Below are 13,647 nucleotides of genomic sequence, written 5' to 3' on the forward strand. Positions count from 1 at the left end.
CCGTTTATTACATCTTTGTTGGTCGTTCAACTCGTTCTTCGCCATTCCAACGTGCCTCTAAAGATACGGCAAAGCCACCACCAGATGCCATTGTCAGCTTCAAGACATCGCCTTTCTTCACTTTCTTATGGGTGATTTTGTATGCCTTTGGATTGTTCTTGTAGTCCGCATCCTTAGCGTCAGCATAGATAGTGCAGTCGTAAACGTAATCCTTATCAAGGAAATCGAGTTTCAAAACACTCTTGTGTCCGTTCTCATCGCACTTTCCTCCGATGTACCAATCATTTGAATTCTTGTCTTGACGCGCAACGGTGATGTAATCAGCAGGCTCTGCTTCCAAGTAGATGCTTTGGCTCCAGTCGCAAGGAACATCTTTTATGAATTGGAAAGCATCGTTGAATTTCTTATAGTTTTCAGGCAAATCGGCTGCCATTTGCAGCGGACTGTACATCGTTACGTATAGTGCGAGCTGACCAACGAGCGTGGTACGCACGTAGCTTGTATTGTCGCTCCAAGTCTTTAGCTGCGTTTCAAGAATGCCAGGGGTATAGTCCATCGGTCCTCCCTGCAAGCGTGTGAAAGGTAAAATAACGGTATGGTCGGGACGACTGCCACCAAAAGCCTCGTATTCCGTGCCACGTGCACTTTCGTTGCCTACCATATTAGGATATGTACGGCACAGTCCTGTCGGACGAACAGCCTCGTGTGCATTCACCATAATGCGGTGTTTGGCTGCTTCTTTAATCACGTGCATATAGTGATTGTTCATTGATTGCGAGAAGTGGTGCTCGCCTCGTGGAATAATATCGCCCACATAACCAGTCTTTACAGCATCGTAGCCGTACTTGTTCATTAGGTTGAAAGCCGCTTCAAGGTGGCGTTCATAGTTCTGAGTGCTTGAAGAAGTCTCGTGATGCATCATTAACTTAACGCCTTTTTCGTGCGCATACTTGTTCAGATAGTCGATGTCGAAGTCTGGGTAAGGCGTTACGAAGTCGAAAACATAGTCCTTTGAATGTCCATACCAGTCTTCCCAACCTACGTTCCAACCTTCAACAAGTACTTGGTCGATACCATTTTCGGCTGCAAAGTCGATGTATTTCTTCACATTCTCGGTTGTTGCGCCGTGTCTGCCGTTTGGTTCAGCCTTGCTGTAATCGGTTTTTCCGAGCTGAACAGATGGGAATTCGTCTGTGTAATTCCAGCTGTTCTTGCCCACAATCATCTCCCACCATACGCCAATATACTTGGTTGGGTGAATCCAACTTGTATCTTCAATCTTGCAAGGTTCGTTCAAGTTGAGTATCAAGTTGCTCGAAAGCATGTCGCGAGCATCGTCGCTGACGATTATTGTACGCCACGGAGTTTCGCAAGGAGTCTGCATATAGCCTTTCATACCTGTGGCATCAGGTGTCAGCCAGCTTTCAAACACCATGCTTTTGTCGTCCAAATTCAAGTGCATTGTGGGGTAATTGACACACGCAGCTTCGTGAAGATTGATGTAAAGACCATCGTTTGATTTCATTTGCAAAGATGTTTGCACGCCAGTTTCCGAGAATACAGACACCGTAGAGTTATTCCAGTTCACAGCCTCGCGGAAGCGACTGCGTATTTCCGACAGTTTGCTCTCCTGTGTTTCCTGTTCTTGTGTGTCGTAATCGCCAGGAAGCCACCACGCCTTGTGGTCGCCTGCCATGGCAAACTGTGTATGTTCTTCTTTGATAACGAAATAATTGAGTTCCTTTTGCTGCGGAAACTCGTAACGGAAGCCCACGCCATCGTCGTAAACACGGAAGCGAACCATTATCTTACGGTTATTTTTAGGTTGCAGCAAGTGTACCAACATTTCGTTATAGTGGTTGCGTATCTCAGAGGTTTCGCCCCAAACAGGTTTCCAAGTTTCGTCGAACGACGTTTTCTGTGTTTCTGTTATCTCGAAACCGTCCATCAAATTAGTTTCTTCCATACCCTTGCTGGCGTGTTTGCTCTTTGCCAACTCTAAGCCAAGGAACGACTTTTTAATAACATCTTTCGTGCCATACTGCACCGTATAGTAAGGTCTGCCGTTGTCAATACCAAACCCTACAACTACTTTACCATTCGGGGAAGCTGCCGTTTTCCACTTGTCGCTGTTGCTTTCTACGTTTCCTTGTGCCATTGCCATAACGGAACAGCACAGCAATACAATCAATACCTTAAATCTATTCATACCTGCTTTTTTATTATCCTTATAAATACAAGCAGTGGGACGCAGTAAAAATACGTCCCATTGCCCTATTCTTTGTTATCTTCCTGACCTGACAATCAGTTCTGTTATATTCTTGTTGAAGTCCTCGTTCTTCATCAGTTGTTCTATGCTGACGTGCATTCGGTATCGCCAATAGTGTTTCGGATTGGCAGGAATGTTTATGCGTTCGGCATCGGCATCAGCCAATCGGAGGCGTTCGTCCATACTCATCCAGTCTTGAATACCGAGGATACAAAGCATACTTGGCGATGTTAGGTGTCGCTCTACAATATCTTTTGCCAACCAACCCGGCATCGGATGCGGTGCAGGACCGCCTTGGTGCAACATGGTATTGTAGTATTCCTGCGCCCTGTTCCAGTCTTCGTCCCACCATTGGCGCAGTGTTGCCATATCGTGGGTAGAGATGGTGCTCACACTGCGGTAAGGATTGGCACCTAAATGTCCGAACTTCACTTTCGGGTCTTTCGGCATTGACTGTATTTCGAGGCTCAATATGCGAAGCTCGTCCATTACCCAAGCCACACAGTCGGGCACCATTCCCAAGTCTTCGGCGCACACAAGCATACGTGTTGCGTTCACCAACTTCGGCAACTTCTTCATTGCCTCCTGATACCAGTACTGGTTGTTGCGGCGATAGAAGTAATCGTTGTAAAGCGTATTGAATGCGTGCTTGTCGCAATCGTACAGACTTTCGTAGATGAAATCCAGCTGTACGCTGATGCGTGGGTGGAATTTGTTCGGGTCTTTATGGTCGCGAACAAAGAGTACATCGCTGATTAAGGCATACAAACCATCGCGAATCCAAATATCCTTGTCGGTTTCCATTCCCTTGAAAGCTGCCTCTACTTTGCGCTGTGTATCAAATTCAGGGCGCATCTTGTAGCGGTTGCCCCACGTCTTTTCTATGTATTTATCGCGCACTTCGTTGGCGTGCTCACGGAAAATGCGGTCTATTACCCAATCGGTAATGAACGGTTCGGTGAACAGTTCTTCCTGCCAACGCAGTCCGTAGCCCTCCACTTCTTCGCGTGTCATACCCAACGATGGCGCAAACTGACCCAGCAAGCCGTGCACGGCGTGTACGGGGATTTCCCAAATGCGGAAGAAACCCAACACGTGGTCGATGCGGTAAGCGTCGAAATAGTTTGCCATATTCTGGAAACGGCGCAACCACCACTGGCAGCCATCGGCTATCATAGCGTCCCAATTATAGGTAGGGAAGCCCCAGTTCTGTCCGTTTGCCGAGAAACCATCGGGCGGCGCACCTGCCTGACCGTTCAGATTGAAGTAACGTGGCTCTGACCACACGTCGCAACCGTTGCGATTTACACCGATAGGAATGTCGCCTTTCAAAATCACACGCTTTGCCGTGGCGTATTCGTGTACAGCCTTCAGCTGACTGCTCAATATGAACTGCACGTAATAATAGAACTCCACGTCCTTGTAAGCCTTGTTGCTGCTGGTGGAAAGCATCTTCCTTTCCGATTCGTCCCATTGGTTGTGGTCGGGCCATTGCGCAAAGTCGGCGGTGCCATACTTCTCGCGTAGCATACTGTATTGTGCGTAAGGCACCAGCCAACTCTTGTTTTCAGTAAAGAAAGCCTTGAATTCCTTGCTGCCGATAGCAGCCTTTCCTTCCTGCTCGTATATAAGTTTCAGATACTCTCCCTTTAGTTCGTTCACACGCTCGTAGTCCATTTGCGGCAGCGCATTTAGCTGTCGGCGTTCTTTCTCGAAGCGTTCTCTCTGCGCTTTGTCTTTCAAGGCAGGCAGCGCGTTGAGGTCTGCATACTGAGGGTGCAATGCGAAAATAGAGATACAGCTATATGGATAAGAGTCTGTCCACGTGTGTGTGGTGGTGGTATCGTTGATAGGCAGAATTTGTAAAACCTTTTGTTGCGTCAGGCTCACCCAGTCCACCATCTTCTTTAAGTCGCCAAAGTCGCCCACACCGAAGCTACTGTCGGAACGCAACGAGAACAATGGCACCAGCGTACCTGCTACACGTGTTGGCGGCAGGGTGAAGTTGGCTTCGTTGAGTTCGTATATCAAAGCGTCGCCCTCTTCCATTGCAGGCAACTCTATGGTGCGGTTGTTGCAGTTTTCCCACATCGGAGAGTACTCCTTGTTGGGGTTTAGAATGGCAAACTTAAACTCCAACTTGTTGCTTGCCAACTGGCTTACGTCGAGACAGGCTGCCCATTCGTTTATGGCAACTTGCGTCATCTTCACCGCTTTCTTTTCTTTCCACGAGCCCATTAGTGGGTCGGCACCTATCAGACAGAGCTTGTCGCCTACACCGAGTTGCGGAGCACGCACCTTCAAGCATACGAATTTGCTGAACTTTTCCAACTTCAAGTTCTCTATCTTTGCGCCTACTACACAGTCGGTAACTGCTGAAGAATACAGGAAAGCGTTGTCTGGAATTTCGCGCCAGTGGTCGAATATCCTGTAATTCAACGCCTGCGCCGAATTGAATATTACGCGGTGGGGCGCAACGCTCCAGCCACGACGTTCTTCGTGGTCGCCAACGTGGACACTATAAAAATAGTCTACCACCGTTCCCGGCTTTATATCTCTGTTGATTTCTACTGTCCAAAGAAAGCCGTCGCGCGTGTGCATTCTGTACTGGCACACCGAATTGGTTCCCGACTCCTTGCAGTTTACGATATTCAGGACAAGTTCTTGTCCGTAATATGTCTTGTATTCTATGCTAAATTGTAAGTTCATATAGCTGTTAGTTATTTTGGCTCAAAGGTAACAATAATAAAACGAAACTGCAAAATCTTTTTGCACGTTTTTCGGCTAACCGAGTGCAAACGTTTGCAAATCTGAAAACGAATGTTGTATCACGCTGAACAATGTCAATCGTAAATCGGTTTTTACACACCTTGCTACTGCTTTCCCTTGCTTAGGAATCATCTTTCGTAGCGAGTTTGCGATGTTAATAAAAGTTACTAAGTGTTTACAAAAACCTCTGTAAAGTGGCAAATAACGGGCTTTTTCTGCACGAATGTTTTTCTTTTTTCAAATATCGCAGCCATTTGTGTGCAGTCCTAATTTATTGAATAACAATTGTGTATGCGTTTAAGTGTGATACGTGTGCAACAGCGTTGAGGCTAAAACTTCGTATTTAGAGCACTAAATCCGATTTATTGACTATGTTTTGCGTGCTGAAACAGCCGTTTTTGCAATGCAAAAGCGGCTCTTTTGCAAGGTAAAAGAGCCGCTTTCACTCGGCGAAACCTATTGTTTTGTTTTGCAAAGGAAAAATAAGCAGCCTTCAATGGCGTATTTTCTATTTTTTAGCAGCTTCTATCTTGTATTTTCAAAATTAACATTTATCGCTACAACTGTTTTGCTTTTAACTTTCGTTTGCAGTTATGCGTGTGCTTTTATACGCTTGCTTCTTGCCCTGCCACATAGCCAGTTGTCCACGCTGCCTGCAAGTTGAAACCGCCCGTAATGGCATCAATGTCGAGCACTTCGCCTGCAAAGAAAAGACCTTCGCACACCTTGCTTTCCAGCGTGTTGGGGTTAATGTTCTTTAGGCTTACGCCTCCACACGTTACAAACTCATCGCGAAAGCTGCCTTTGCCCGAAATCTGGTGCACGTCGTTCGTAAGTGTTTCCACGAGTTTGTGCAACGCTTTCTTTCCCAATTCGCCCCAACGTTTCTCCTTCTCTATGTCGGAACGGTGGAGCAGATACTCCCAAAGGCGAGTAGGGAGGTCGTATGGACGAATGTTTGCCATTTGCTTTTTCGGGTTTTCGGTTGCTATGGCAACGAGATTTTGCTCTACAAGCTGCGTGTTGGTTTCGTACACCCAGTTCACAGCCACTGCCGATTGGTAGTTGTTTTCTGCCAAATGGCGGGCTGCATACGACGATAGTTTCAGCGTGACAGGGCCGCTCATACCCCAATGGGTAACAAGCAGTGCGCCTTCGCTGCGGAACTTGGTTGCAGGAATGGACAGCAGAACACGTTCGACCACCGTTCCCATTTGGTTGCAGAATGCTTTTTCTGCAATGTTGAACGTGAAAAGCGATGGCACAGGCGGTTCTATCTTGTGCCCTAAGTCTGCCAAATACTGCAAGCCTGCGGCACGTGGCGAACCTCCTGTCGTGATAATCACCCTGTCGAATGTGCGCAAAGGTTTATCCTTGAAGTGCACTTCAATCTTTCCCTGCGCTTGTTTTGCTATGCCTGTGAGCGAATGGTGCAGGCAGACGGTAACGCCAAGACGTTGCGCCGTGTGCGTTAAGCAGTCGATAACGGTCTGCGAATCTTGCGAGCGAGGAAACACACAGTTGTCGTCTTGCGTAACCAACCGAACGCCATGCGCCTCGAACCATTGGTAGGCATCGCTGTAATCGAACCTTTTGAAAAGCCGTTTCAGCAGTTTGTCACCACGTGGATAAGCCTGCTTCAGGTCGGTTATGTCGGCAAACGAGTTGGTAAGGTTGCAGCGTCCGCCCCCCGATACGCCAACTTTCGCCAATACGCGCCCTGCTTTTTCAAACACGGTAACAGCGGCATTGGGCTGTGTGGTCTTTGCCGAAATGGCAGCGAAAAAGCCTGCTGCGCCTCCTCCTATAATCGCAATGTTCTGCATTTACTCTATTTCTAATTGTTTCTACGGTAGCTACAAAGTTACGATAATTGCTCCAAGCGCACAAACGATAGTGTGCAAAAAGACGGTTGGGTACATAAAAAGCAAGGCACAATTTGCTGTTTTGCATTATGCAAAGAACAAATTGCGCCTTTTATATAAAAGAAGGAGAGGGGTTTTATTTCGCCTTTTCTATCAGTTCTTTTGGCAGAATGGGCATTGCGCCATTTTGTGTACATACGTATGCACTTGCCTCAACAGCCAACTTGTGGGCTTCAGGAATACATTTGCCTGCGAGAATGGCTGCAGCAAACGTGCCTGTGAACGAGTCGCCCGCTCCAACGGTGTCGGCAACATCGACCTTCGGTGTTTCTTGGAACGACACAAGATTAGGGGCAAACACGTAAGAGCCGTTTACGCCACACGTCAGCACGAGCATATCAAGGTTATATTTGCCAATGAGCAGCCAGCATTTGTTCTCCATATCCAAGCCGGGATAGCCGAAAATGCGGCCAATAGCAACCAACTCTTCGTCGTTAATCTTCAGTATGTTGCATTGTTTGAGCGAGTTGCGGATAATGTTCTCGTTATAGAAGTTCTGCCGAAGATTAATATCGAAGATTTTCAGACAGTCGTCTGGCGTGGCATCGAGGAACTGCTGAATGGTGTTTCGGCTTACGCTGCTGCGCTGTGCGAGCGAACCGAAGCAGACGGCACGGCAGTTTTTTGCCACTTCTTCAATCTCCGAAGTGAACGGAATGTTGTCCCAAGCCACACCTTCCTTTATTTCGTAAGTGGGAATACCCGCCTCGTCGAGCGTTACTTGTACCGTTCCTGTGGGATAATCTACCACAGGCATCAGGTAGTTTACGTGCTTCTTGTCGAACTCTGCCAAGGTTTCTTCGCCCAATTTGTCGTTTCCTATTGCACTGATAGCAATGGAATCGTGTCCGAATTGTCCTGCGTGGAAAGCGAAGTTTGCGGGTGCTCCGCCTATCTTTTTACCTTCGGGGAGGCAGTCCCATAGAGCCTCGCCCAAACCAACGATATATTGTTTCATAGCTATTGTGTTTATTTTATTTTAGGAATGTATGTGAAAAGGTAGAGTACACCTATTGCCATAATGAGCACGGCACCTGCTTGTCCCATACTGTCGCTTGCAAAACCCATAAGCAAAGGGAAGATGGTGCCACCGAAAAGTCCCATTATCATAAGTCCGCTCACCTCGTTTTGCTTCTCGGGCACACTCTCCAAGGCACGTGCCAGCACCATTGAGAAGATGTTGCTGTTGCCGTAGCCGACAAGTGCAATGGCTGTGTAGAGAATGGCTTTGCTGCTTCCTACATATAGTCCGCACATACTCAATGCCATAAGAACAACGGAGATAATGAAGAAATGTTTCATCTTCATCGTGCGAAGGAAGAACGAACCCGTAAGACAACCGATGGTACGGAAGATGAAATACAGCGAAGTGGCAAAGGCGGCGTCGTTGAGTGTCATATCCAAACGTTCCATCAGGATTTTCGGTGCAGTAGCATTGGTGCCCACATCAATGCCCACGTGGCACATAATGCCGAAGAAACTGAATAGCACAGCAGGTTTGCCCAGCAGCTGAATGCACTCTAAGAAGCTGCTTGCCTTGCCCTCAATCTTCTCTTCTTCGATAGGTGTAGACACAAGGAAGAGCGATGCCAACACGCCTATAATCATATAAATGGGGAAGAGAACACGCCAGCCAAGACCGAAGGAAGGTATGGTGGCCATTGCGCCCCACATAGCAATGTAAGGTGCAAGGAACGAGGCAATCGCCTTGATGAATTGTCCGAAGGTGAAGGTGGCAGCCATATTGCCTCCTTGCACCACTGTCATTACCAGCGGATTGATAGATGTCTGCATCAGTGCATTTCCGATTCCGAGCAGCGAGAACGACACCAGCATAAGTTCATACGATTGCCCGAAGATAGGCAAAAGCAATGAAAAGACAGTTATGATGAGGCTTAACAGCACGGTTTTCTTGCGCCCAATCTTGTTCATCAGCATTCCTGTGGGTACAGAGAATATCAAGAACCAGAAGAAAACAAGCGACGGAAATACGTTTGCCGTTGCATCGGTGAGATTTAAGTCTGCTTTAACATAGTTGGAGGCAATGCCAACTAAGTCTACAAAGCCCATCGCAAAGAAGCAGAACATGATGGGAATGAGCTTTAAAGTCTTGGAATTGTTCATAGTTCAATAGCCTTTTATTAGAGTGATAGCTCACTGATTTTTATGTTGCGGAAGCTTGACGATGCCCCCTTGTTATAAAACTTAACCGATGTGTAAGGCGTTGTTGGGAACACAAGGTTGGTCATTGCGATGCGACCGCCATCGACAAAGATTTCGACAGAGCATTTATCCACGAATATATCAACGTGGTAGGTCTTGCCCTCGCACAGACTTAGTGGTGCCCAAGTACCAAGAGCGAAGTCGTTTTTATAGTTGATTGAGTTGAAAACACGGAACGGCGTGTTGCCCACTCCTTGATGAATATCGGCATAGTTCTTCTCTATGTCGTGAGGAACGGCAAGCTTTCCAAACTCGATGAGTCCGCTTTCGGTGCGGTCCATAACGAGCTTTCTCTCTTTCATATCAAAGTAGATGTTTACTTTTTCGCCTTTTGCGTTGTAGAGTTCGATGCCTGTTGTTGCCATTGAAGCGGGTGTTACGTCCATCTCAAGTTCAAAGGCATTCTCCTTACTCTTGATGGTGTTCTTCCTGTCGGTAATGGTTTTAACGTTCATTGCAGGCAGTGTAAGGGCGTTTTTGCGCAATGCCTTGACCTCGGGAGCAACGTTGTTGGATACATACAGCTTGCCGTCTGTGCCCGTGTAGAGCTTCAATTCGCGTGGCAAGGTGTTGGCACCACGATATTGTTTGATAGGTGTAATGTTGGCATACTGCCAGTTGCTCATCCACGCAATGGAGAGAACACGGTCTTCAACGCCAGAGAAACAAACGGTGGCATAGTTGTCTTTGCCGTAATCCAAGAAGTTGTATTCGTTCGGAGGAGTATCGCATTTGAAGTTCTTTCCGTCGAAATCGCCCACGAAATATTCCGTGGCTGAACCGCCAAACAAGCAGCCAGGGTTGATGTTTACCAACATAACGTACTTCATTTTGTTCTTGTCGCCATCGACAGGAAGCTGTACAAAGTCGGGACATTCGAACTGATTAGGTTGCATTCCGTAACCTTTTCCAAAGGCACTGACGTAGTCCCACTTCTTTAAATTGGAAGATTTGTAGAAGCGCATCTCCTTGTCGGCTGATATAATCATATACCATTTCTTTGCTGGCTCGTACCAGAAGATCTTCGGGTCGCGGAAGTCTTTCAGCCCATCGAACGGCGTCAAGACTGGATTATGCTCGTATTTAGTGTACGTATAGCCCTTGTCGGTGCTGTAAGCCATACACTCTATCTGCCCGTTCTTGTCGCTTGCGGAGGTGTAGAGGGCTATAATGGCATTCTTTCCGTAGCCCGCCGTGTTGTCTTTATCTATTACGGCACTTCCAGAAAAGATGTGTCCTAAGGTGTCGCGGGCGATTGAAGGCTTCTCTTCTTTCCAATGAATGAGGTCTGTACTGGTAGCGTGGCCCCAGTGCATATTGCCCCATTTCGAGCCGTAGGGGTTGTATTGGTAGCAAAGATGATAGATACCGTCCATATAGAACATGCCATTGGGGTCGTTCATCCACCCGTATGAAGGTGTGTGGTGGTAAGATGGACGATAGAAATCGGTATTTGCCGTGTTCCATTCGTTCGATAGTTTCAGTACGTTAGGCTTGTAACAGATGGCGTCGTGCTTGAGATTGAGAATCTTAACCGTTGCCCTTGTGCCACTGCCCAACTCGAATGGGACGTAGTAATCTATCTTGTCTTGTGCCAAACGCACGTCCATCCACGTGTCAGCAGGGTTCGATGTGTCGAGCAGAACCCGTGCTTCGTCTTTCGCTTCTTCTATTGGAAGCAGCAAATACTTTGTTGGATTGGTGATGTTCAGTATGGTTGTGTCGCCTTTCTGCGACATTTGTATGGTCTGAGCCTTCGCTGATGTGGCTGCTAAAGTCATAGCAGCACACATTATATACATGTTGGTACGTTTCATAATTGAATGTTTAAGTCGTTAGAAGTTTAGAATTTGAGCGATGCAGAGAGTTCTACTGTGAATGGACGGAGGTAGCTGCCTGTCATCAAAACGTTGGAAATGTCTTTCGCATCTTCCTTCGTTATCAGCTCTGCGCCTGCTATACTGCCCTTTGCACCTGTCTGGTTGAGGAAGTTTACAACCGTGCAACCCAACGCCAACTTGTTGTTCACCTGCCAGTTTACGCCGCCGAAGGTTTCCCAATGACCGTTGAAATAGTAGGCGTCGTTGATGTTTGCGTAAGTCTTACTGAAGTATCGGAAGCTTGCCCACAGCTTCAAATCCTTTGTAAGCATATAGCTTGGGTCGAACTCGATAAGCACTTTTGGTATCTCGGCAACAATGTTTCCTGTTGCATTAATCTTGCCAACGTATCCATCAGAGAACGTAATGGAAGTTTCATACTTCTTGTAAGTCGGTTCCTGATAGGTGAAAAGGAAGTGTATATCCAATCCTTTCAATGGGTGTGCAATAAGGTCGGTTGTCCACCCCCAAGTTTTTATATCGTATGTTAATGGTGTCGCCATAATTTCGCCACCATGTTGCAAATTTAGTGTAGAATTGTTGTTTGTCTTTGAAATATAAGAGAACAGCGAAGTTAATGTTAGCCATGAATTGTTGTAATATACACCTGCTCTTCCTAAAGGCACCGCTACTTTTCCTGTATTTGGTAATGTTGCTGGAGCGAACGATTCAAAACGAAGATGCTGAACAATATAAGTAAAGTCGCCAGTAAGTCCAAAGTTATTATTAATTTTATAGGTTGCAGCAGCCGAAACATCATAATTAAACCAATTGTAATCTATTGGATTTGGTGTAATTTTTGTTCCATCGGGAGCAATTGCACCAATATAGTAATCTGCAAATCTGCCAACATAGCCACCAGTGGCATTTTTAACAGCTGCATTAACACCTTTAAGTTTCTGGCTTTCTAATCTGAAACCATAGTAAAGATTAAGTTTAGGCGTTACGTCCCAATCGTGAATCATGTATAAAGCTAATTTGTTTTCGTGTCCACGATAGAATTCTGAAGCATTCTTATTAAAATCGTAGAAGTAGGTTGAGTGCTTATTTGTGTCGTAAAGTCTGACTGGAAAGCTCCCATCTGACGGCACACTTTGGTCGTACATAGATGTGTTTGAACGGTAATCGATGTGGTAATACCACTCGTTTATACCTAAACGTAAGGTTGAAGTAGTAAACTTTTTCTGTAATTCTGATGTTAAAAGAAATTCGTTAATGATTCCTGAATTTAAACTTGACATTCGCGATTGGACGTAATCGCCTGTATAAGGTGTTGTTCCTCCAGTTATAGTTGGCATTACATAATTGTATGCTGTTGGATTGTCTTTTATATTTATAAGCGACATAGGGCTTTGATAAACTAAAGCTCCACGTGCGTGGTCGTATCGTGCTGCTATTTTCCAGCTATATCCATTATCCCAATTGTATTTATTTGTTAAAGAAAATTCACTCGAACGGTTTACTGTGGCATCATACATCGTAGTTTGTTTCAGTTCGCCCGTGTTCATATCACGATATGTAATCGTGGCATCGGTGGGCAGATAAGATGTAGTACCAAGCTTGAACTTGCCATATTCCTTTACGCTACCATCGCCAACATATATGAAAGGTGCCGATTGCGTGGCGTAGTTGTACACTGGGTGCGAATTAGAATAGTGGTACATTGCCGTAAATTCGCCTCGGTTGTTATGGTAACGTTTGGTAAGGGCAGCCTTGTAGATTTGTGTACGGTCCTGCAACTGGCTCGATTTTATTTTAAAAGTGCCAGGGTCGAAGTCCTGATAGATACTTGTGCTGTAGAACCAGTTGTTGCCGAAACCGCCATTGGCGTTCAACGAGAACTCCTGCAAGCCGAAATGGTTGGTCTTGTAGTTGAACGTGCCGTGAAATCCCTCCTCTCCAAGTTTGGTAAATGAACTGACCGCATAGCCGATATTACCTGTCGTAAGGGCTGTTTCCGATATTTTTAAGAGTCCGACGTGTCCCAGACTCGCATCAGAACGCCAAATAGTATTTACGCTATGCGGATTGGTTGCATAGGTAACGGGCAGTCCGTTCTCAAGAACATTTACATCTGACATAGGGAGTCCAATCTGTATTTCGCGTGGTCCATTTGCGCTTGCGGCGTTGAGCATTACGTTTCGATTGCTTTCTTCCTTCGATTTCTCTTCACTTTGTTTTTCGTTTTTCACCTGAGCAACAGCCCCTGTAAAAAAGAATGCTAAAGCAATAACAGTAGTTACCGTCCTTAGTTTAGTTGAAAAATAGGTAATCATATTCATTATAGATTTTAATGTTATCTGTTAGTGTTGAACTTGCTGCAAAGTAAGTGTATATTTGTAAAAGGCAATATAAAATTTGTTGCACAGAGTGGTAAAATTGTCTTAATGCAACAAATGTGTGTGAAGTTGAAAGATTATTGCTCGTATTGTACTGTAAAAAGCGCGAAGCAGCAATCTTGAAAGGTTGAAAATAAAGGCTGACGATGATAAAAATATGTTGTATTTTCTTTACTTATAATTCTTATTAATACACAAAAACTTGTATCTTTGCAGATATATCATCTTGAGAAAGAGTAGTG

The 13,647-nt window shown here is 45.8% G+C and carries 7 protein-coding genes; all 7 read right to left on the reverse strand.

Annotated features, from left to right (window positions below):
* Positions 1-7: 7 nt before the first annotated feature.
* The gene (locus BWX39_RS02875; RefSeq protein ID WP_244271504.1) at positions 8-2,164 is read right to left on the reverse strand and encodes a glycoside hydrolase family 97 protein; all 2,157 of its coding nucleotides are present in this window, start codon (positions 2,162-2,164) and stop codon (positions 8-10) included.
* Positions 2,165-2,284: 120 nt separating this feature from the next.
* Entirely contained in the window at positions 2,285-4,978 is a 2,694-nt protein-coding gene (locus tag BWX39_RS02880; protein WP_028906349.1) for a 4-alpha-glucanotransferase, read from the reverse strand.
* A 665-nt stretch (positions 4,979-5,643) separates the two neighbouring features.
* Complete coding sequence (locus BWX39_RS02885; RefSeq protein ID WP_028906350.1) at positions 5,644-6,864, reverse strand: BaiN/RdsA family NAD(P)/FAD-dependent oxidoreductase; 1,221 nt, start codon at positions 6,862-6,864, stop codon at positions 5,644-5,646.
* Between the two features lie 175 nt (positions 6,865-7,039).
* Positions 7,040-7,921, reverse strand: a complete 882-nt coding sequence (locus BWX39_RS02890; RefSeq protein WP_028906351.1) for a carbohydrate kinase family protein — start codon at positions 7,919-7,921, stop codon at positions 7,040-7,042.
* Between the two features lie 11 nt (positions 7,922-7,932).
* Positions 7,933-9,087 (reverse strand): MFS transporter, encoded by a 1,155-nt coding sequence (locus BWX39_RS02895; RefSeq protein WP_028906352.1) that lies wholly within the window; start codon positions 9,085-9,087, stop codon positions 7,933-7,935.
* A 17-nt stretch (positions 9,088-9,104) separates the two neighbouring features.
* On the reverse strand, positions 9,105-11,003 hold the full coding sequence (locus BWX39_RS02900) for a GH32 C-terminal domain-containing protein (RefSeq protein ID WP_028906353.1): 1,899 nt from the start codon (positions 11,001-11,003) through the stop codon (positions 9,105-9,107).
* 26 nt (positions 11,004-11,029) lie between these two features.
* Entirely contained in the window at positions 11,030-13,348 is a 2,319-nt protein-coding gene (locus tag BWX39_RS02905; protein WP_028906354.1) for a TonB-dependent receptor, read from the reverse strand.
* Between the last annotated feature and the right edge of the window lie 299 nt (positions 13,349-13,647).

Origin of the sequence: Prevotella intermedia ATCC 25611 = DSM 20706, assembly GCF_001953955.1 — a bacterium.
Taxonomy (GTDB): Bacteria; Bacteroidota; Bacteroidia; order Bacteroidales; family Bacteroidaceae; genus Prevotella; species Prevotella intermedia.